Origin of the sequence: Desertimonas flava (genome assembly GCF_003426815.1) — a bacterium.
Lineage (GTDB): Bacteria > Actinomycetota > Acidimicrobiia > Acidimicrobiales > Ilumatobacteraceae > Desertimonas > Desertimonas flava.
The window spans coordinates 138242-158608 of the sequence record NZ_QKYK01000009.1; the positions used below are offsets into that span (position 1 = coordinate 138242).

20 protein-coding genes and 1 tRNA gene are annotated in these 20367 nt (G+C 69.4%); 4 read left to right on the forward strand and 17 right to left on the reverse strand.

Annotation, left to right across the window (positions count from 1 at the left end; all coding sequences use genetic code 11):
* Position 1: 1 nt before the first annotated feature.
* Entirely contained in the window at positions 2-388 is a 387-nt protein-coding gene (locus tag DN771_RS13040; protein ID WP_116997972.1) for a RidA family protein, read from the reverse strand.
* A 264-nt stretch (positions 389-652) separates the two neighbouring features.
* Between DN771_RS13040 and DN771_RS13045 the strand changes: the two genes are divergently transcribed.
* Positions 653-1183 (forward strand): HNH endonuclease, encoded by a 531-nt coding sequence (locus DN771_RS13045; protein ID WP_162941887.1) that lies wholly within the window; start codon positions 653-655, stop codon positions 1181-1183.
* A gap of 144 nt (positions 1184-1327) precedes the next feature.
* Here DN771_RS13045 and DN771_RS13050 read toward each other — a convergent pair whose 3' ends face one another.
* The 4 genes from DN771_RS13050 to DN771_RS13065 all read right to left on the reverse strand — a co-directional run bounded on the left by DN771_RS13050 (position 1328) and on the right by DN771_RS13065 (position 6087).
* Positions 1328-1801 (reverse strand): NUDIX domain-containing protein, encoded by a 474-nt coding sequence (locus DN771_RS13050; protein WP_116997974.1) that lies wholly within the window; start codon positions 1799-1801, stop codon positions 1328-1330.
* Between the two features lie 80 nt (positions 1802-1881).
* Positions 1882-2259: an FKBP-type peptidyl-prolyl cis-trans isomerase gene (locus tag DN771_RS13055; protein ID WP_116997975.1), complete on the reverse strand. Its 378-nt coding sequence runs from the start codon at positions 2257-2259 to the stop codon at positions 1882-1884.
* A gap of 39 nt (positions 2260-2298) precedes the next feature.
* Positions 2299-4146, reverse strand: a complete 1848-nt coding sequence (locus tag DN771_RS13060) for a beta-ketoacyl-[acyl-carrier-protein] synthase family protein (protein WP_116997976.1) — start codon at positions 4144-4146, stop codon at positions 2299-2301.
* Between the two features lie 30 nt (positions 4147-4176).
* Positions 4177-6087 carry a DNA polymerase gene (locus DN771_RS13065; RefSeq protein WP_205528567.1) on the reverse strand — a complete coding sequence of 637 codons (1911 nt, stop codon included), beginning with the start codon at positions 6085-6087 and terminating at the stop codon, positions 4177-4179.
* Between the two features lie 226 nt (positions 6088-6313).
* On the opposite strand from DN771_RS13065, the gene DN771_RS13070 reads away from it, so the two are divergent.
* The 3 genes from DN771_RS13070 to DN771_RS13080 all read left to right on the forward strand — a co-directional run bounded on the left by DN771_RS13070 (position 6314) and on the right by DN771_RS13080 (position 8130).
* Positions 6314-6760 (forward strand): ferritin-like domain-containing protein, encoded by a 447-nt coding sequence (locus DN771_RS13070; protein ID WP_116997977.1) that lies wholly within the window; start codon positions 6314-6316, stop codon positions 6758-6760.
* Positions 6761-6764: 4 nt separating this feature from the next.
* A complete protein-coding gene (locus tag DN771_RS13075) occupies positions 6765-7136 on the forward strand; it encodes a hypothetical protein (RefSeq protein WP_162941888.1) in 372 nt (123 codons plus the stop codon).
* Between the two features lie 136 nt (positions 7137-7272).
* Positions 7273-8130, forward strand: a complete 858-nt coding sequence (locus DN771_RS13080) for a M15 family metallopeptidase (RefSeq protein ID WP_116997979.1) — start codon at positions 7273-7275, stop codon at positions 8128-8130.
* Between the two features lie 25 nt (positions 8131-8155).
* On the opposite strand, the gene DN771_RS13085 is transcribed toward DN771_RS13080, so the two are convergent.
* From DN771_RS13085 to DN771_RS13145, 12 genes are all read right to left on the reverse strand, one after another.
* Positions 8156-8977, reverse strand: coding sequence for a hypothetical protein (locus tag DN771_RS13085; RefSeq protein ID WP_162941889.1), 822 nt, complete (start codon positions 8975-8977; stop codon positions 8156-8158).
* 98 nt (positions 8978-9075) lie between these two features.
* Positions 9076-10176 (reverse strand): LysM peptidoglycan-binding domain-containing protein, encoded by a 1101-nt coding sequence (locus tag DN771_RS13095; protein ID WP_162941890.1) that lies wholly within the window; start codon positions 10174-10176, stop codon positions 9076-9078.
* Positions 10177-10264: 88 nt separating this feature from the next.
* Positions 10265-12157 (reverse strand): hypothetical protein, encoded by a 1893-nt coding sequence (locus DN771_RS13100; protein WP_162941891.1) that lies wholly within the window; start codon positions 12155-12157, stop codon positions 10265-10267.
* A gap of 73 nt (positions 12158-12230) precedes the next feature.
* Positions 12231-13199 (reverse strand): nucleotidyl transferase AbiEii/AbiGii toxin family protein, encoded by a 969-nt coding sequence (locus DN771_RS30985; protein ID WP_162941892.1) that lies wholly within the window; start codon positions 13197-13199, stop codon positions 12231-12233.
* Positions 13200-13300: 101 nt separating this feature from the next.
* The gene (locus DN771_RS13110) at positions 13301-13903 is read right to left on the reverse strand and encodes a type IV toxin-antitoxin system AbiEi family antitoxin domain-containing protein (RefSeq protein ID WP_116997985.1); all 603 of its coding nucleotides are present in this window, start codon (positions 13901-13903) and stop codon (positions 13301-13303) included.
* 177 nt (positions 13904-14080) lie between these two features.
* Positions 14081-14167, reverse strand: a tRNA-Leu gene (locus tag DN771_RS13115).
* A gap of 25 nt (positions 14168-14192) precedes the next feature.
* Positions 14193-14435, reverse strand: coding sequence for a preprotein translocase subunit SecG (gene secG, locus DN771_RS13120; RefSeq protein ID WP_227462342.1), 243 nt, complete (start codon positions 14433-14435; stop codon positions 14193-14195).
* Between the two features lie 42 nt (positions 14436-14477).
* Positions 14478-15512 carry an ABC transporter ATP-binding protein gene (locus tag DN771_RS13125; protein WP_420810927.1) on the reverse strand — a complete coding sequence of 345 codons (1035 nt, stop codon included), beginning with the start codon at positions 15510-15512 and terminating at the stop codon, positions 14478-14480.
* Positions 15506-16576: an ABC transporter ATP-binding protein gene (locus DN771_RS13130; protein WP_116997987.1), complete on the reverse strand. Its 1071-nt coding sequence runs from the start codon at positions 16574-16576 to the stop codon at positions 15506-15508. Before DN771_RS13130 ends, DN771_RS13125 begins: the two co-directional genes overlap by 7 nt.
* Positions 16573-17475 carry an ABC transporter permease gene (locus DN771_RS13135; RefSeq protein WP_116997988.1) on the reverse strand — a complete coding sequence of 301 codons (903 nt, stop codon included), beginning with the start codon at positions 17473-17475 and terminating at the stop codon, positions 16573-16575. The genes DN771_RS13130 and DN771_RS13135 overlap by 4 nt, the downstream gene beginning before the upstream one ends.
* A complete protein-coding gene (locus tag DN771_RS13140) occupies positions 17472-18473 on the reverse strand; it encodes an ABC transporter permease (RefSeq protein WP_116997989.1) in 1002 nt (333 codons plus the stop codon). The genes DN771_RS13135 and DN771_RS13140 overlap by 4 nt, the downstream gene beginning before the upstream one ends.
* A gap of 82 nt (positions 18474-18555) precedes the next feature.
* Positions 18556-20259: a peptide ABC transporter substrate-binding protein gene (locus DN771_RS13145; protein ID WP_162941893.1), complete on the reverse strand. Its 1704-nt coding sequence runs from the start codon at positions 20257-20259 to the stop codon at positions 18556-18558.
* Between the last annotated feature and the right edge of the window lie 108 nt (positions 20260-20367).

Here is a 20367-nt window from a genome sequence, read left to right on the forward strand (position 1 = left end):
GCTACGCCGCGGCGATCACCTCGAGTTCGACGAGCCAGTCGGGTTCGAGCGTCTGGACCACGATGGCCGTGGTCGGCACCGGACGGCCGCCGAGCGCGGCAACCCTTGCCTCGCCGTTGGGCCCGGCGAAGGCGACATCGCGCAGGTAGCTCGTGACACGCACGATGTTGTCGACGGTCATGTCAGCCTCCGCGAGGATGCGCCGGATGTTGTTCCACACCAGGTCGAGCTGATCCTCCAGCGACGCGCCGGCCACGCTGTCGGCGTCGAGGCCCATCGTGCCCGCCACGTAGACGATGCGGTCGGGATTGCGGACCTCGATGGCGTGGGCCCAGGAGCCGCCTGTCGCGTAGATGCCGTCGGTCGGGTTGTGGGTGGTCGTCTCCATCGGCCAAGGCGTAGCACCGGGCGCCGGCCGGCGAGCGAGACTTTTCTCCGCCGCGTGACGTCGGTGACGACAGACGGACCGGCTGCGGATGAGGTGACGGGCCGGTGAAACCTGCGCCACGCAGCGGCAACGGGGCGGCCAAGATGTCGGTCGGGCGGCCGAGCATCGCCGACCGGACCACGTCGGCCCGCGATGATGAAGTGCGCCGAGCCCACGCACTGGACATACTGGACGGGCCGTACGAGTCGACGAAAGGAGGTCGTGGTGTCTGCACCGGTCCTACTCCTCGATGCCGCGTGGCGGATCGATCGGGTGATCGACGCCGAGCACGCGTGCGAACTCCTGGTGATGAACCGCGTCGTCGCGGCGTCAGCCGAGATCGCCACCGTGATGCACTCGCCGTCGCTCACCGTCGAGATCCCGTCGGTGGTGGCGCGCATCGGTCTCCTGCACCCGTGCGAGCTGCGTCCCCCCGCCTACTCGCCGCGCCGAGTCCGGTTGCGCGACAGCCACCAGTGCCAGTTCGTCATCGGCGGCAACCCGTGCAGCCGGCGGGGCGACTCCGTCGACCACCTGATGCCCCGCTCGCTCGGCGGCGGCGACAGCTGGCTCAACGTGGTGGCTGCGTGCCGGGCGCACAACGGCGCCAAGTCCAACCGCACGCTCGAGCAGATGCATCGCATCTACGGATGGACGCTGAAGCGCGACCCGTTCGTCCCGTCCCGCACGGCCCTCGTCGCCGCCGGCCTGCGTGATCGGCACCCGGCATGGGAGCCGTTCCTCGGCGCCGCCTGACGGCGCGCAGCAGCACGGCGCCGCCTGACGGCGCGCAGTAGCACGGCGCCGCCTGACGGCGCGCAGTAGCACGGCGCCGCCTGACGGCGCGCAGCAGCACGGCGCCGCCTGACGGCGCGCAGCAGCACGGCGCCGCCTGACGGGCTAGGACAGCGTGGCCAGCGTCTTGGCCACCAGCTCGGGCCATGATGCGGCCAGCCCCGGGTGGAGCGGGAACGACGCCACGGTGTCGAGCGGCACCCAGCGCATCGCATCGGACTCGGCGTTGGCCGCCGTCGCGGCCACCTCGACGGCGGCGTGGGCGATGACGGTCGAGTAGCTCCAGATGCCGTGATCGTCGACGAACACGTCCTTGACGACGATGTGTTCGGCGGCGATCCCGGCTTCCTCCCAGGCCTCGCGGAGCGCCGCGGACTCGTGATCCTCGTGGGAGTCGATGGCGCCGCCGGGCAGCGCCCACGTGCCGCCATCATGGGTCCACGCCGCCCGCAGCTGCAGGAGCACCTCGGGAGCCGCGGCGATCGGGCGAACGAGCAACAGCCCGGCCGCTCCGTAGAGCCCCCAATGGGGACGCCCGCAGCCGCACATCACGAACCCGTCGCCATCACGCGCAGCCATGGCTTCATCGTGCCACGACTGGGCCCGTTTCGGACCGCTGGAAGAACGCGTGGCGGCCCACGAAGGACCGGCCCCGGAGGTCAGTGCACGCCGAGCAGATCGACGACGAAGACCAGCGTCTCGCCGCCCTTGATCACGCCACCGGCGCCGTGCTTGCCGTACCCGAGATCGGGCGGGATGGTCAGTTGCCGGCGGCCACCGACGCGCATGCCGACGACGCCCTGGTCCCATCCGGAGATCACCTGGCCGGCGCCGAGCCGGAACTCGAACGGCTCGGACCGATCCCAGGACGCGTCGAACTGCTTGCCGTTCGACCAGGCGACGCCCACGTAGTGGACCGAGACGTTGCGGCCGGCGACCGCCTCGTCGCCGGTCCCCGTCTCGAGATCGTCGATGACGAGGGCGGCGGGCGGCTCGCCGTGGGGCGCGGCAACCTCGGGTTTGGTGGGTTCACTCATCCCGACCGACCCTAGTAGTGGCCCCGGGCTCTCAGGCGGTCAGGACGGCGAACCGGGCCAACGGTGCAGCTCCGCCAACTGACGGGCACTCCCGCGGGTGGTGCGCGCCGCGAGCTCGCGTCGCTCGCGTTCGCGGCGCAGCTCCGGCCAGCGTTCGAGGTAGGCGCCGAGCACCGACGACTCGATGCCGTATCGGCCGATGCTGTCGGCATTGGCGGCCTTCAGCGCAACCGCCCCGTTGTATCCGCCGAACCCCTGCGTGGCGCACACGGCGCCACCGTCGGCGTTGCCGTCGACGGGACGGCGCGACAGCTCGAATTGCTCGACGGCGGAGCCGAGCTCGGGATCGAGCGTGCGGAGTGTCGGCACACCGACCGACGGCTGACCGAGCAGGTGGTCGATCGCCTGGGCGACGGCTTTGAGCCCCGTCTCCCCCATCGTGTGCCCATCGCCGAGCGCCTTCGGCGTGCCGACGGCCATCGGCGGCAAGGGCGCGTCCCGGCCGGCGCGAGCTGCCGCCAGCCGTCGGCCGGACGCGGCAGTGGCGAGATCGGTCTTCGAGTTGGTGCGAGTTCCCGTGGCGTGGGCGACGAGATAGCCGAAGTCGGCGACGCCGTATCCGTGGCCGGCGGCGGCGAGCTCGAAGGCGTGGACGAGGGCGTTCTCGCCCCCGAAGCCGACGCCGGCGAAGTGCGCCTTCCCGCCGGCCTCCCCACTCTGGCCCCACCCGGCGATGATCGACGTGACGTCGAGGAAGTTGCGCACGGCGAAGTCGAGCGTCGTGACGATCACCCCCGACCCGCCGTCGCCGACGACGGTGCCGCACGCGTCGACATCGAACGGCGCGAGGGCGTCGCTCAACGATCGCCGATCACTCGGGACCCGCCCGGTGTTCACCTCGGCGAGCTTGGCCGTCGTCAACAGGGCGCCGGTACCGAACGCTTCGATGATCTCGCCGCCCGGTCGAGTCGCCGCATCGGCGGCGGTCCAGAGCGCGAGCTGGGGGCGACGGAAGCCCGGATAGTCGAGGACGAGCTGCGGAGCCACCTCGGCGAGGGCGATCAGCGATGCCGCGCACGCCCCGACGGCGTTGACCGGCGCCTGCGGGACGCGCATGAAGTGCTCTGCCCCCTCGAGCGTCTGCAGCAGCTCGGGCCGCTTCATCGATCGGCTCAGTGGATACGACGGAGCGAGCATCGCCGAGATCAGCGCCGGTCCGTGCGACCCCAGCGCGTTCGCCAGCCGGGCGGCGAACTTGTCGCGAGGACCGGCCCCGATCGCTTCCGCGTCGGTCGGCGAATGGAGCCGAGCCAGGGCGTCGAGCCCGCCGAAGGCCGAGGCCGCCGCCACACGGAAGCCGAACGGGTCCGGCAGCAGCTCGGCGAGCGGGACGGGAAGTGCGGCGAGGGCGCCGAGGCCGCCGTGGAGGAACAGCTGGGCCTGCAACGAGGGACCGAGGCGGGGGTCGTCATCGAAGAGCGTGTGCATGTCGCGGAGTCCGGACGATCGGATGTCGCCGAACGTGATGCCGAGCTGACGGCGCAGCCCACCCTCGGCCAGGTCGTACGGGAGGCTCGCCGACACGTCGCCGGCGGGACCGTCTGGTATCCCGAATCGCTCGTCGACGCGTATGCCTGAGCGGGCCCGCAACTCCGATCCACAGCGCTCGTCGATGTCGGCGACGGTCGCCGGTGCGCCGTCCGCCCAGGTCGCGGTGACCGTGCCGTCGTCGCCCGCCGCCAGATCGACCAGCCCGGCATCGAAGGCCGCGTAGAGCACGGCGTCGGCGTCGCCTCGCACCCTCGCTCGATATGCCAGGGTGGAGCCCACCGCTGACATCGTGCAGGGTGTGCCGATCGTGACGAGGACCCGATCGGCGTTGAGCACCCCCTCAACATAGAACGCGGGCGCCGCGCTTCAGCCTTTGGCGTTCGACCAGCGACGGACGACGGCGATGTCGGCGACGAACCGCACGGACCCGTCGGGCTGCCACCAGTGCGCAGCCTCCTCGAGCGCGTCCCGCAGCAGGACGGCGACCTCGTCGCCGTGCTCGGCCGGCGCGTGCACCAGCAACTCGTCGTGAAGGCACAGCACGACGCGGGCAGCGAACGTCGCGGCACGAGCCCTGACGGTGACCGCCCACATCTTGAAGAGCTCGGCGGCCGCGCCCTGGATCGCCGCGTTGCGCGCGTAGCGACCACGGGCCGCGGCCCGCGAGCGCGCCTCCCGTTCGCCGAGCGCCGACTCGTCGCCGGGCCCGAGACGAACCAGGCGGCCGCCACGCGTGCGGATGTCCCGACCGACCTGACCTGCGGCCGCCGCTTCGCGCAGGAACTCCATGGCGACCGGGTACGCCGAGTCCAGCCGCCGCAGTGCGGCCGCGCCATGACCGGTGGTCTGCCCATACATCGCGCCGAGGACGGCCACCTTGGCGGTCGCCCGATCGACGCCCAGATCGACGGCGACGGGCTGGTACATGTCGTCGGTCCTCGCCGCGCGGGCCAGGGCAGCGTCGCCCGACACCGCGGCGAGCACGCGCGGCTCGATCTGGCCGAGATCGGCCCGCACCAACACGTGGCCGGCCTCGGCCACGACGGCCGGCCGCATCTCGACCGGCATGTTGTGCAGCCCGGCCGACGCGGTCATCCGTCCCGCTGCGCCGTCCGAGGCCGTCCACTCGCCCCGGAGCCGCCCGTCGGGGCCGAGGTGCGCGTCGAGCCACCCGTACCCGAACGTCGTGGCGATGCGCTCGGCCTTGCGCCAGGCGAGGAGGTCGTCGACGACGGGATGCCGCTCGCGCAACGCCTCGAGGCGCCACGCCCGGGTGTCGGCGACGTCGACCCCGCAGGCCAACAGCAGCGCCTTGACATGGCCCGGGTTGCGCAACAGGTAGTTGGTGCCCGGCGGCGCATGACGGAGCACCGCCCCGTCCCGTTCGCCTCGTTGCCGCTCGGCGTCGGCCTCGTCACGCGGCCGGGGACCCACTGCGTCACCCACGATCTGCTCCGCCACGGTTCGGTCCATCGGGAGGCCGTCGGCGGCGAGCTCGGCGCAGAGCAACTCGGCGGTCGATTCCGAGCGCGCGGTCGCCGGTGCCGCCGGGCGGTCCTCGATCGCCTCCAGCAGCGCGATCTGCCTGATCGCCACCTCGAGGGCGAGCTCCGCCCACCGGGCGAGGTGTTGCGGGCTCCCGGACCAGGCACCGGCCAGCCACTCGGGGTTGATGTGACCGTCGTCGCCCACGGCGACGTGTGCCGGAACGTCGGGCCGAGCCGAGCCGAAGAGGTCGAGCCGGCCCATCTCGGGCGTGGCCACCGGCTCGAGCCCGTGGGCCCGCGCCCAGGTCCGGGCGAGGTCGGCGCGCCACTCACCGAACAGCAGTCGATGGACCGCCGCGTTGTCCCAACCGACAGCGACCCGCGTGCCTGAGGCGACGAGCTGGGCGGCGGTCGCTTGCGACCACATGACCCACCGGGGTCGGACCGCCTCGTCGGCCTCGGCCACGAGCGTGGCAGCGGGACCTATCACACTGACCGGCGGACGCCCGGCGACGGCGATCCCGGCGGCCGTTCCATCAGGGGCGAGTGCGAGACCGACGAGCTGCCCCCGAGCCGCACCCAGGGCGTCCAGCCCACCGGTGATCGACGACGCCCCCGGACGCAGGTCGTCATCGCCGCTGGTCACGACGAGCACGATGCCACACGGAGACTGCGGAGGTCCTCCCAGCGCCGCGCCAAGCGGCGGGCCACGGAAGCACCGGGGATCGACGGTGATGGCCGCCACCATGCCGTACTCGCAGCTCCACAGTTCCCAGGTGGAGCTCGGCACCGAAGTTCGATCCCTGTCGTCCGACAGGCCAGAGACTCGGCGACGGCAGTGGCGGCGGCCACACCACATGCGAACACTCGGCGCGGCTGCCTGCCACGTCGGGTGCACACATCTCAATAGCCCTGAGAACATATAGCGCTGGATGCATGTTCGCCCAAAACCGGAGCATGCGTGAACCAGGCGGACCGAATCCGTGACACCGCCGAGCGGCCATTAGGCTCACCTAATGATCGACGACCTGATCGACGCCAGCCAGGTGATTCCGGTGCTCAACCGGATCCTCCGTGCCGAGCTGTCCGGGGTGGTCCGGTACACGCACTACTCGTTCGTGATCACCGGGCCCAATCGCCTGCCGCTCGTCGACTTCATGAAGCAGCAGGCGACCGAGTCGCTGCTGCACGCCCAGCAGGCCGGCGAGTTGCTCACCGGCATCGGAGGCCATCCGGACCAGGGCATCGACGCGATCGAGGAGTCCCACGACCACTCGATCGAGACGATCATGCGCGAGGCGATCGCCCATGAGCGCAGGGCGTTGGGCCTGTATCGCGAGCTGCTCTCCGTGGTGGCCGACCGTTCGATCTACATCGAGGAGTACGCCCGGGGCCAGATCGGCGCCGAGGAGATGCACGTCATCGAGATGAACAAGCTGCTGCGCGACTACACGATCGGCTGAGTCGGTGTCTCGCGCGAACGTGGCCGTGTGCATCGGCGGGGACTGCCGGAAGCGTTCCGAGCACGCCGACCTCGAACCCTCGCTGCGATGCGTCGCCGACGTCACGCCCGTGCGGTGTCTCGGCGTCTGCCACAGCCCTGTGGCCGTCGTGCTCGACCGTCGTGGCGATCACGCCGTCGTCGAGCGGATCCGCACACCCAAGCAACGACGCGATCTCGTCGCGTTCGTCCGGGGCGACGCCCCGTCGAAGCGCCTCGCCAAGCGCCTGGTCACCGGCAGCAGGCGCCGCAAGGCGCTCGTTCGCCTCGCCAAACGCCTCCCCCCTGACCGTTCTGACGGGAGACGCTTGGCACATCCCGTCAGCGTCCCGAGATAGTGCCAGGCACTATCTCGGGAACGTCAGGCGATGGCAGGGGTCGATGACCGAGAGCTGGGTGCCGCTGCGGCCCCTGGTCCGCTCAGTAGCGTCGGTGCGGCGTGACTCCCCACCGAACGTACCGAGGCGACCGCTCGTGAGCATCGATCCACTCCTCGGCGGCTCCGACCGCCAGACCCCGCAGGGCCGAGGCTCGGCCCGGCGGGCCACGCCGCCGCCTCCGGTGATCCGGCCGGCGGGAGGTCGCCGAGGGTCCGGCCGACTCGGCATCGCCCTCGGCGTCGTGGTGGCTGCAGCGGCCGTCGGTGTCGGGGTCGTGGTGGCCACCGGGGGCGACGACGCAACTCCTCCGACGACCGTCGCCGCGGTGACGACACCGCCGGCGCCGACCACCACCCTGCCCTCGATCGATCTCGTCGGCAGCAGCTGGTGGCTGGTCAACCCGCAGCGCCCGATGCCGGCGGACTACATCCCGCCGGACCTCGTGACTCCGAACACTCCGATGGACCCCGACGTCACGAACCCGCAGGTCCGCGCCGAGACGGCCGCGGCGTTCGAAGCGATGGTCGCTGACGCGGCGACCGCCGGGCTCCAGTTGCAGCTCAACAGCGGCTACCGGTCCTACGAGGAGCAGCAGGTGCTCTACGACCGCTTCGTCGCGGACTACGGCGCCGAGGTCGCTGCCCAGCGCGTCGCCCTGCCCGGCACCAGCGAGCATCAGACCGGGCTGTCGTTGGACGTCGGCCAGGTCGGGTTGCCCGACGACCAGGTGTTCGGGGACACCCAGGCGAGCGTCTGGGTCGCCGACAACGCTCACCGGTTCGGATTCATCCTGCGCTACCCGCCCGACAAGGCCCACATCACCGGCTACACGAACGAACCGTGGCACCTGCGCTACGTCGGGGTGGAACTCGCCACCCAGCTTCACGACAGCGGTCTGACGATGGAGGAGCACTTCGGACTCGTGCCGCCGGAAACGACGGCGTCGAGCTGACCCGTCAGCGGCCCGTTCGCGGAGGTCAGGGCACGGGCGAGCCGACCGCGGCGACGAAGACGCGAGCATCGACTGCGCCGGCGTTCGACAGGTCGGCGTCGTTGAACCGCTGCGCCGTGCCCGCGACGACCTCGGTGCCCTCGGGGGCATCGAGGACAGCGCCGCTCGTCACCACGACGAGGACCGGGAACGGCGAGACCACGTGCAGCGTGTCGCCGGGCCGGAGCACGGCGCCCACGAGGTTCACATCGCGCCGGCCGGGCCCGGGAGCGAACGAGAACGCCTCGGTGCTCGGGGCGAGCGAGACACGCTGCGCCGCCGCGAACGCGCCCTCCGCGCTCCCCGTGAGTTGGCCGCTCTGGCCGGCGGCGACGAACGCCGCTTCGCCGGCGTCGAGCAGGGCGGCCGCCTCGTCGGCGATGCCGGCGATCAGTGGTGAGTCGCCGGAGTTCACGAGGAACGCGCCCGTCGCCTCGTCGAACTCGAAGGGCGCGGCGGTGACGTTGAGGGGCTCGACGGTCCACCCGAACGATCCGTCGGCGAAGTCGACGATCCCCTGGGCGACGACGTGAGCGTCACCACCATCCGACAGCGGGCCGGGAACGACGTCCACGGTGCTTCCGGGCACGGTGACGCCGGTCGTCTCCGGCGCCGTGCTGGAACTGCCGGGCGACGGTGGCGGCGCGGTGACGACGACGCTGGTCGTGGACGTGGGAGCCGCGGTCGTGGGGGCGGCCGGCGCCACCGGTGCGTCGGGCGCCCCATCCTGCGCAACGGCCGCAAAGGGCAGCGCCACGAACGCCGGAACGGCGCCAAGGCCGACGAGACGAACGACGATGCTCCGCATGATGACTGGCCTCCCGGTCCGGGCGGATGTCTACCAGGAGGGCGGCGTCGTCGACAGCCATTTCGCCGTCCGGCGAGGCGACGCCTGCGCCGGTCGTGTCAAGGGCGCGGCGTGACCACCCAGGGCGTCCAGCCGGCCCGCTGGTACAGCGCCAGGGCCGCGCGGGCGTTGGTCCGGGCGTCGAACAGGGCGCTGCGGCTCGTGATGCCGATGTCGTCGAGCCACCACGAGTGGAGGTCGTAGTACATCTGGAACAGGCCGACGCAGCAGCCGTTCTGGGCCGAGGGACGCAGGCCGCTCTCTCGCCGGGCGATGTCGACGGCCATCTGCTCGATGTCGTCGGGCCACACCTCGCGGATGATCCGCTCGGCCTCGACGATCCCGACGTTGTTGGGGACGGTCGTCGCCGGGACGGTCGCCGGCGACCCGCCCGTGGGGACGACGAGGCGCTGACCGGGAAGGATCAGACTGTTGGCTCTGAGGTTGTTGGCGGTGAGCAGGGCCGAGAACGGCACGCCGAGGAGGCGCGAGATCCCGTAGAGCGTGTCGCCCGCCCGGATCGTGTACGTCCCGGGGACGGAAGGGGACGTGGTCGCCGGCGGTCGCGTCGTGGCCGGAGCCGTCGCCGCCGGCGGTCGCGTCGTTGCCGGCGGGCGAGTCGTCGCCGGAGCCGTCGTCACCGGAGCACTCGCCCCGGGGATGTTGAGCCGTTGGCCGGGATGGATCACGCTCGAGATCGTCAGGCCGTTCGCCGACAGCAGGGAGGCGAGTGAGACGCCCAGCCGTCGCGAGATGCCGTACAGCGAGTCGCCTGCCCGCACCGTGTAGCCCCCGGCGCTCGGGAGCCGGGTGGTCGGCGTCGTCGCCGGTCGCGTCGTGGCCGGAGGCGCCGTCGGTGCCGGCGCTCCCCCGCCCGACGGGATGATCAGCGTCTGTCGCGGATGGATCACGCTCGAGATGGTCAAGCCGTTCGCCGTCAGCAGCGAGGCCAGCGACACGCCGAACCGGCGGGAGATCCCCCACAGCGAGTCACCGGCGCGAACGACGTAGGTCGTGCCGGTCGCCCGGACGACATCGGGCGAGGCCGCGGCCTCGACGACCCCCACTCCTCTGTCCGTGCCGGCCTGGACGATACCCACGCCGGCCATCCCGGCAACGGCGACGGACACGGTCAGAACGAGTCGAGGAAGTCTGCTCACCACCCTGTCGATATCGGCAGACCCCGGACCCGGCAGTAGGGCGATCACCCGAGCATCCTGAGTGACATCCGTCACTCAGGATGTGGCGTCACCGACTCTGGTACTGACGGAGCCAGCGGTCGAGTTCGGGCGGGAGGTTCTCGTCACCGCGAAAACTGCGCTGCTGGTGCTCGTCGAACAACATGTCCACGATCGGGACCATGGGGACGGCAACGCCCAGCGACTCGGGCTCGACACCCGGGTGCAGAGTGGCGCGTGCTCCTCGACCGAGCACTTCGATGTCGGCAATCTCAGCGAGGCGAACCTGGTCGACGCGTGCCCACAACTCCTGTCCGAACCAGGCGGTGTGGCCAGCGGACCACAGTGCGCGGCGAGCGCCAGCAACGTCTAACAGCTCGTGGCTGAGGCAGAGGCCGTACTGCGCCCACATGTCCGCCGTTGATTGTGGCGCCGACGGGTCTTGCATCCGCTCGCGCCACATGTCGCCGGCGCGGTAGTGGTCGGTGTCGTCGGTCGCGCTGAGCCCGGCGACCGCCTGAACCGCCAGGCCCGCCGCCACGCAGTCGTCGAGGAGACCGGACACGGCGATCATGGCGGTCCGCTCGGCGTCGGGCCTCGCGTAGGCGCGGTCCAGTGTCAGTCGAAGGCGCGGCGTGAACTCCTCGCGCGCGACCACGTCGCGCACGCCGTACCCCGGCGCCGCCAGATAGTCGAACGTCGTCCCGCCCTGGTTGCGACCCGGCCGCGGCTCCGCGACGCCACCGACCGAGTTCGCGTCGGCGAACTCCCCGGCAAACCGCCGCCAGCGTCGGTCGTCGACGAGCCCGGCCAGCCGATAGGTGCGCGAGGCGAATCGGATGTCCTCCCCGAACAGCATGCTGACCTTCAGCCGAGCCTCCGGCGGTTTCGGCCCCGACTCGGTTGCATCGACGATTCCCGGCGTCCCGAACCACGCCGACACGAGCCGGAAGGCTTCCTCAGCGGAGGTGAGCGGGGCGAAACGAACGGTGACCCAGGCGTTCCTCACGCTCCAGGGCCACCCGTCAGCCCGCATTCGCTTCACGGAAACGGGCACCAGCGCGCCGTACGTGACTCCGCGTGGATCCGTGGCATGAAACTCCACCGTGCCGCATCCCGCCACCTTGGCCGACGCCGTGACCGTCGCGACGTAGTCGACGTTCGTGCCCTCGTCGTACACGCTGACTCTGCGGTCGACGTCCACCACGACGTCCTCCAACAGCCCGGAGTCGATCGCGCCTCCACTCACACCGAGCGCTAGTTCGTCGTCGGGTCGGTTCCATTGGCGCACGACCAGCTCGCCGGTGACCTGGCCGCCCGCGACTCCGGTGAGCAGCGGGTTGAACGTCACGAAGCTCGGACCCGATGACGATCCAGCGCCTCCGCCGAGCTCGACCACGCGTATCGAGCCTTCCAGGCGGCCGAGCTCGGTGCGATCGCCGAGAGCGACGGATTCCGGCAGGCCCAGCAAGCCGAGGGCGGCCGTCAGGTCGTCATCGACGATCCCACTCCCCCGGCGCAGCGCCTTGCCGAGCTGGGCGGCGGCGACACCGTCGACCAGAAGCTCCCCCCACGCCGGGGTCTTCGGGCGAGCTCGACCGATCCGGGGATAGCCGTCCGGTTGGCTGCTGGCCAGGATCTCGCGGGTGCCGTCGCGGGTCACCAGGGTGATGGTCGCGAGATCGCTGTCGAGCACCATTGTCGAGAGCACGTGCGCGTCGACCTTCCGGGCGAGCCGCTTGAGAACAGTCGCGTCCTGGAGGAAGCCCGACATCGAGAGCTCCCGAGGGAGGACGTGGAACCACCCTGGCGATCGGTACACGTCGAAGACATCGGCCCCGCTGGCGTCGGGCTCGGCGATCGCCCAGCGTTTCGTTGGCACCGTCTCGCGCAACGCCTCCAACATTGCGAGGGCCGTCGATCCCGTCGCTCGGACGTGGAGCCGCTCGTCACTCGTACCCACCGACGCAACCTAGCCGAGCGAGCACCCTGGTCGAACCAGGCCGAAAGCACGATGACCAGGGCAGAAGCCCTGGTCAGTCTGGTGTCGGAGGGGACTTGAAACTGGAACGGCGAATCTCGGCTTTGTCGACTGCTGCCGACTCACGCCTGCTCGTCCTGCTCAGCTTCAGTTTCTGAGTCTGGCTCGTGTCGTCTGGTGATGTCTGATACCCGCTGGTTCCGTCCAGTTTGCGGACAAGCGTCGGACAAATCGCGGACAAGCGGCACCGATGCGAGACGCGTGGCCGACCGGCCGGCGGGCGCTCACGTTGCGAGTAACGGGTCCACGAGAGTGGCCACCTCCTCCAGCGCTGCCTGGTACTGCTCGGGCACGCGGCCGACGAGGCCGGCTCGCTCGACGAGCACTTCCCACGATCGCTGGCGCAGCTCACCGAGCGCCCTGACTGCATTAGCGACCGGGCGTAGTTCGGCCTGCCGGTGAGCCGCCGTTGCGGTGATCGCCGCGATGAGCTCTTCGTCGCTGGGACGGTGTCGACGAGCGAGCACGACGATGTCAGCGACATCGCGTTCGCGCGTGTTCGTGTCCCCGCGCTCGATGAGGGTCCGATCTTCTCGGCGAGCACGGTGGGAATCGGGTAGCCGCGCAGCGTGAACGAGCTGTCCAACAGGCTGGGGCAGTCGACCTCGATCGGCGCGGGTGTCACCGGGTCACCGACGCTGAGATCGACGCGCAGCAGGATCTTGGCTCGATCAACCGCCGCCGGCATGGTGACGCGGACACCGCCGTATGTGGCGTCGTCACGAATCGTCGTGGTGGCGATCTGGTCGACGGCGAACTCGACGCCGTCCGGCACTTCGATCCGCGCGATCTCGGCGACCATGCCTGAGACCGAGGCCTCGTCGTTCGAGATTCGGCGACCGAGGAGATCGATGTCCTGCGTGGCTCGACGTGCCTCGTACGCGACGAGCAACATCCCGCCCTTCAGAATCAGGTGATCCCGAAAGCTCGAGCGCGACAGCCGGTAGCGGAAGCGTTCGTGCACGTACCAGACGAGCAGCTCTTGTGTTCCCACCCGCTCGACGCGGGCACGACGCTGCAGCTCGAGGTACGCGTGTCCGCCAGGCGTCGCGTGCGTGGGTCGGTTCATGCCATCAACAGCTGCAGGTCGGCGACGAGACTGCGATCGGTTCCGAGCGCGCGGGCGTACTCGAGCAGCAGCGGCAACTGCGCGTCGCGTCGACGGAGGTAGCGACGCAACGCGTGGGCGGCCGCGTCGGCGCCGACCTGGTGCCGCAACCGGTGCGCATCGACGATCGTTCGCTCCCGGTCGGTGATCCAGAATCCCTCGTCGTCGTCGACGTCGACGCGAACGCGGCCGACGTCGAACGTCCTGTCGTTGAACACGTGGACCGCCGTGGGCGGGTGGTCGATCATCGGGCGAGTCGTCCCCTTGCGGACAGCCAAATGGACGTGCGCCGGGACGTGGTCGGTCAGATCCCAGTACGCCAGCGCCGAGTCGAGGCAGATCATCCCACTCGGGGCACGATAGGAGACGGTGACGAAGTCGATCGCTTCGCCACCAGCACGTTCGGACAGCTGGTAGATGCCGCGCGAGAGCGCGATCAGGTCGCCTGCGTCCCGCAGCTCGTAGAGGTCACGCCAGGAGAGCCCAGCTTCACGGGCCTCGGCGGCACGAAACACCGGCCGGATGCTTCGCAAGCGCTCGATGCGCTCCTCTCTTCGCATGTATGAAACTGTACACACATAGCCACATCACATGTGTGGTTTCATACACGCGATCGGAGGGCGATCCGCGTCTAGGTGTTTGGCGCGACTGCTGACAAACCGCAGACAAACGGGTCTTCCGGCGACTTCGTGCGCTCGTAGAAAGCACAATGACCAGGGCAGAAGCCCTGGTCAGTCTGGTGTCGGAGGGGGGACTTGAACCCCCACGGGAAAATATCCCACTAGCACCTCAAGCTAGCGCGTCTGCCATTCCGCCACTCCGACGTGGCTGTGCAACGTTACCTGCGAGCTACTCGCGCACCAACAGGAAACCGAGAGCGATCACCGTGATGATCCACACCAGGGCGAACACGAACGTGATGCGATTGAGGTTGCGTTCGGCTGCCGAGGAACCGAGCGCCGCGCCGCCGCCGCCGCCGAACATGTCCGACAGACCGCCGCCCCGACCGCTGTGCATGAGGATGCCGGCGATCATGGCAACCATGGACACCACGTTGATGACCAGCACGAGGTAGAGCATGACGTCACGCACGGCCGGAAACTCTATCGGCGGGACCCGGCGACCAGGCGGAGATCAGACGACATCGACGACCTTGGCGAAGTGGCAGGCGACGGGGTGCCCGTTGCCGCGATCGACGAGCGCCGGCTCCTCGAGGGCGCAAACGTCCTGGGCGATCGGGCAGCGGGTCCGGAAGCGGCAACCCGACGGCGGGGCGATCGGGCTCGGAACGTCGCCCTCGAGTTTGATGCGCTGACGCGAACGCTCCCGATCCGGATCGGGGATCGGGATCGCCGACAGCAGGGCCTGCGTGTACGGGTGGGCGGGGGCACCGAAGATCTGGTCACGCGTGCCGGTCTCGACGATCTTGCCCAGATACATCACGGCGACACGGTCGGAGATGTGGCGCACCACCGAGAGGTCGTGGGCGATGAAGAGGTACGTGAGGCCGAGCTCGTCCTGGAGACGTTGGAGCAGGTTGACGACGCCGGCCTGGATGCTCACGTCGAGCGCCGACACCGGCTCGTCGAGCACGATCAGGCGGGGCTCGACGGCGAGGGCCCTGGCGATGCCGACCCGCTGCCGCTGGCCGCCGGAGAACTGATGCGGATAGCGCGTGGCGTGCTCGGGCGACAGACCGACCAGAGTGAGCAGCTCCGCCACGCGCTTGGCGGCGACCTCCTTGGACATGCCCCGGTGCACGCGCAATGCCTCGCCGATCGCCACTTCCACCGTCTTGCGCGGGTTGAGCGACGCGTACGGGTCCTGGAAGACGATCTGGCAGCGCTGCCGGAACTCGATGAGCTGATCACCCTTCAGGGAGCGGACGTCGCGTCCGTCGAACTCGACGGATCCCGACGTCGCCTCGATGAGGCGCAGGACGAGCCGGCCGGTGGTGGACTTCCCGCAGCCCGACTCCCCCACCAACCCGAGCGTCTCGCCGAACCCGACCTCGAACGACACACCGGACACGGCATGGACGAGGGCCATCGTGCGGCCGAACACACCGCCACGGACCGGGAACTCCTTCACGAGGTCCCGGACGCTCAGCAGCGGTCGGGCCGACGGCACCGCGGCGGGCGACGGCACGACGTCGAGCGCCGTCACGATCCCACCTCGGCGTCGGAGCGGGAGACGCCGCCGACCAGCTCCTCGGCGAAGTGGCACGCCGAGCGGTGGTCGCCGGAGCCGATCACGCGCAGCTCAGGGACGTCGGTGCGGCACACCTCGCGGCCGTTCGAGTGATCACAGCGCGGGTGGAACGCACAGCCGGGCGGGAGCTTCAGCAACGACGGCGGAGCTCCACGGATGGGCAGCAGCTCCTCGTCGCCGACGTCGTCGAGCCGGGGCAACGACGCCAGAAGGCCCAGCGTGTAGGGGTGCCGCGTCTCGTAGAAGAGCTCGTGGGCGTCGCCGGTCTCCACCTGCTTGCCGCCGTACATCACCATCACGCGGTCGGCCAGCCCAGCGACCACGCCGAGGTCGTGCGTGATCAGCATGATCGCCGAGTCGACCTCGTCCTTGATCTCCATCAGCACGTCGAGCACCTGGGCCTGCACGGTGACGTCGAGGGCCGTCGTCGGCTCGTCGGCGATGAGGAGGTCGGGGTTGCACGAGATCGCCATGGCGATCATCGCCCGCTGGCGCATACCGCCCGAGAACTCGTGCGGGTGCATGTTGGCCCGGCGCTCGGGCTGCGGGATGCCGACCAGGCCGAGCACCTCGACGGCCTTGGCCCATGCGTCGGAGCGATTGAGGCCCCGATGCTGGCGGACCATCTCGGCGATCTGCTTGCCGACCCGATGGACGGGATTCAGCGCCGACAGCGGATCCTGGAAGATCATCGCGATCTCCCCGCCACGCACCTGCCGCATGCGTTGGGGACCAGCGGTCAGGAGGTTCTCGCCCTTCCAGAAGATGCCGTCGCCCTCGATGATGGCCGGCGGCGAGGGCAGCAGACCGAGAATGCTCATCGCGGTGACGGACTTGCCTGAGCCCGACTCCCCCACGATGGCCAGCACCTCGCCGCGTCGCACGTCGAACGACACGCCGTCCACGGCGCGGACCAGTCCGGCGTCGGTGTCGAACGTCGTCCGCAGATTGCGCACCGACAGCAGGACGTCGGAGCCGGCGGGCGTCGTCGACTCGGGCACGGGCACGGTGTCCACGCTCATTGCTTCAACCTCGGGTCGAGGGCGTCGCGCAGCCCGTCACCGACGAACAGGAACGCCAAGACGGTGAGGGCGATGGCGCCTCCCGGGAAGAACAGCAGGTGCGGTTCGTTGGCCAGGTTGCCCTTGCCCTCCGCCACCATCAAGCCCCAGGCCGGCGTGGGAGACTGGACACCCGCACCGAGGAACGACAGCGCCGCCTCGGTGAGGATGGCCCCGCCGATCGCCAACGTGCCGTAGACGATGATCGGTTGGATGGCGTTGGGAAGGATGTGGCGGTACATGATGCGCGTCCGGCCGAGTCCGAGGGCCCGGGCCGCTTCGACGAACTCCTGGTTCTTGAGGGAGATGTACGACGAGCGCACGACACGCGCCACGGCCAGCCAGCCGGTGAGCCCGATCACCAGGATGAGCGAGTTCTCGCTCCGTCCGAACACGACCGCGACGGAGATGGCGAGCACGATGTAGGGAATGGCGAGGAACACGTCGGTGAGCCGCATCAGCAGGTTGTCGATCACCCCGCCGAAGTAGCCGGCGGTAGAGCCGAGAAGCACGCCGATCACCATCGACATCAGCGTGGCGAGGAAACCGATCTTCAAGGAGACGCGAGCCCCGTACACGACGCGGGTGAACATGTCCCGACCCAGGCGATCGGTGCCGAACCAGTGATCGCGCGACGGGCCGAATCGTCGGTCGGGTCCCGTCGCCGAGTAGCTGTACGAGGTGATCAGCGGTGCGAAGATCGCCGCCAACACCAGGATGGCGATGATCACCAGCCCGACGACCGCCAACCGGTTGCGGGCGAATCGCCGCCACGTCGCGCCTCTCGCGGGAGTGGGCGCGACATCACCGAGCGGGGCCTCGTCGGGCTGCACGGTGGGGAGACTGATCAGGTCCGTCATGCGCTCTCCCCCAGCCGGATTCGAGGGTCGATCCAGGCGTACGACAAGTCGACGAGCAGGTTGATCAGACCGAACACGATCACGACGACGAGCGTGAACCCGAGGATGACCGGCAGGTCGCGTCGCCCGACGGAATCGGCGATCTGGGAGCCGAGGCCCGGCCACGAGAACACCGTCTCGGTGAGGATCGCCGCGCCGATGGCGGTGCCGAAGTTGATGCCGATCAAGGTCACCACCGGAATCAACGCATTGCGCAGTCCGTGACGGCGGATGATCGTGCGCTCGGCGAGGCCCTTGGAACGAGCGGTGCGCATGAAGTCCATGTTGAGCACCTCGAGCATCGAACCACGAGTCATCCGGGCTGTCGTCGCCGCCGTGACCGCGGCGAGCACGATCGCGGGGAGGATCAGGTATCGCCACTGGTCCCCCGTCGGGATGATGAAGGCGAACCACGAGTCGGGCCCGAGGCGCGACGTCCGCAACCGAGCCCACTGCGGCCAGTCGTGCTTCTCGGGATAGACCGCGAAGAAGTACTGGAGAACGAACCCGAGCACGAAGACGGGGATCGCCGAGGCCAGCGCGGTGAGGAACGTCGTGATCCGATCGAGGACGGAATATCGCTTGACGGCGGAGATCAAGCCGACGCTGATACCGACGACGATGTCGATCAGCGTGGCCCAGATCGCCAGGCGAATGCTGCGCGGAGCCTTCTCGCCGAGCATGTCGTTGACGCTGCGATTGTTGACGAACGAGGTGCCGAGATCCCAGCGGATCGTGCGCCGCCAGAAGTTCCAGAACTGCTCCCACAGGGGCTGATCGAGGCCGTAGCGATGTCTCGCATCCGCCAAGGTCTGGGGGTTGACGTTGCGATTGGCGCCGCCGGCCAGCAACGTCGCCGGATCGCCGGGTAGCACGAAGTACAGCAGGAACAGGAACGAGAGCGCGAAGAAGACCGTTGGGATGAGGAGCAGCAGGCGCCGGATGATGTAGCTGATCACGGGAGAGGCCGGTTCGTGCTCGGGGCGGGGCTGGCGCCCCGCCCCGAGCCATCAGTCATGAGTTGTCAGACGGTCGTTCTCGTCACTCGACGATGGTGATCCGTTCCCACGGGATGAGCATGAGCGGTGACTGCGTGAAGCCCTGCAGGCGCTCGGCGTTGAAGGCGTAGTCGCCACGGTAGAACAGCAGCGGGATGGCGCCGATCTGGGTGTTGAGGAGCAGCTCTTCAGCCTGGTTGAACAGCGAGTCGCGAGTCTCCTCGTCGGTCGTGGCCTTGGCCTCGTCGACGAGGGCGTCGAATTCGTCGTTGATGAAGCCGTAGTTGTTGCCGTTCAGGGCGTCGCTGTGGAACAGGTCGTACATGAAGTTGTCGTACGTCGGGTAGTCGGCGATCCAGCCCGAGCGGCAGATCACGCAGGAGCCATCCGCCATCGACGAGAAGTACGTCTCGGTCGTCAGCTCCTCACCTTGGGCGTCGATGCCGATCTGCGACAGGTTGTCGACGATGATCGCGACGACGTCGCCGTGGACACCACCGGCGCCGTACTGGATCGGAAGCGGCTCGGTGAGCTCGTTGCCGGCCGCTACCCATTCGTCGAACGCCGCCTGGGCGGCCTCGGGGTCGTAGCCGCAGTAGCTGCAGAGGTCGGCCATGAAGCCGGGAATGCCCTCGGGGACGATGCCGGTGGCAACCGAGCGGGCACCGTCGAACACCGCGTCGTTGATCGCCTCGCGGTCGATGGCCTGGGAGATCGCCTGCCGCAGCAGGAGATTGTCCGGTCCGCCGATCCGCGGGTCGCGGTCATTGATCTGGAAGTAGTACGAGCCCATGATCGGCACATCGGTCGTGGTGCCCCAGTTCTCCTGAGCCTCGGCCGTGCGACCCGACGGGATGCGGGCGGTGTCGCCCTCGCCGGCCTCGAGCGCGTTGTACGAGGTGTCGGCGTCGGCCGAGACCCGGAACTCGATGCGATCGGGGCGCTGGTCCCACGTGTCGCCGTTGAAGTCGCCGTCCCAGCTTTCGTTCTTGACGAGGACGATCACCTCGTCGCTGCGGGCCGACTCCATGGCGTACGGCCCGTTGCCGATCATCAGCTGGTTCTCGTAGTCGGCGCCGGCGGCGTCAGCCTCCTCGGGCATCGGGAAGAACAGCTGGAAGCCGGCAACCGCGGGGAAGTTGGCGTACGGAGCCGAGAGCGTGACCGTGAGGGTCATCGCCTCGTCGTCGGCGACGACGCCCGACAGTTCGGTGGCCGCAGGCGGAGCCTCTTCAGGTCCTGTGCCGTCGGGGTCGGCCGAGAACATCTCGGCGCCCCCCTCGATGAAGTTCATCAGGTACGAGTAGTCGCCGGCCAGCATGGCGGCGCGCTCCCAGGAGCGCTTGAACGTGCTGGGCAGGATCGGCTCGCCGTTGGAGAACGCGAGGCCCTCGGCGATCTGGAACGTCCAGACCGAGGCGTCCTCGTTGGACTCGTACGACGTGGCGAGATCGGGGACGACGACGGGGCTCGACGGATCGGTGGAATCGATGTCGGTCAGACCGTCGTAGAGCGCGTTGATCACCTGGTAGGCGTCGAGCGTCGTGTTCAGCGCCGGGTCGATGTGCTCGGGCGGGTCGAGGGCGAATGTGCCCAGATCGATGAGCTCCCCGCCGCCACCGGCGGCGGCACCGCCTTCGGAACCGGGGGGTGCGGTGGTTGCGGCGGCGACGCTGCTGATGGCGATTGCCGCAGCAGACACACCGAGAACGGTGGCGAGCGTCTTGCTCGTTCGACGACTGGTCACGTCATCGACCTCCTGAATGTCGTTGTGGACCCACTCGATGATCAAGTGCGGAGAAGTGATTCGGCCAGCGTGTCGATCTCGACACGATCGCCGGCCAAAGGCCCTCCC

What these genes read in the sequence shown, in the direction of transcription:
- DN771_RS13055 (WP_116997975.1), bottom strand. Translation starts at nt 2,259, where the DNA reads ATGAGTGAACCCACCAAACCCGAGGTTGCCGCGCCCCACGGCGAGCCG.
- DN771_RS13110 (WP_116997985.1), bottom strand. Translation starts at nt 13,903, where the DNA reads ATGCGAAGAGAGGAGCGCATCGAGCGCTTGCGAAGCATCCGGCCGGTG.
- DN771_RS13135 (WP_116997988.1), bottom strand. Translation starts at nt 17,475, where the DNA reads ATGACGGACCTGATCAGTCTCCCCACCGTGCAGCCCGACGAGGCCCCG.
- DN771_RS13085 (WP_162941889.1), bottom strand. Translation starts at nt 8,977, where the DNA reads ATGCGGAGCATCGTCGTTCGTCTCGTCGGCCTTGGCGCCGTTCCGGCG.
- DN771_RS13070 (WP_116997977.1), top strand. Translation starts at nt 6,314, where the DNA reads ATGATCGACGACCTGATCGACGCCAGCCAGGTGATTCCGGTGCTCAAC.
- DN771_RS13050 (WP_116997974.1), bottom strand. Translation starts at nt 1,801, where the DNA reads ATGGCTGCGCGTGATGGCGACGGGTTCGTGATGTGCGGCTGCGGGCGT.
- DN771_RS13130 (WP_116997987.1), bottom strand. Translation starts at nt 16,576, where the DNA reads ATGAGCGTGGACACCGTGCCCGTGCCCGAGTCGACGACGCCCGCCGGC.
- DN771_RS13040 (WP_116997972.1), bottom strand. Translation starts at nt 388, where the DNA reads ATGGAGACGACCACCCACAACCCGACCGACGGCATCTACGCGACAGGC.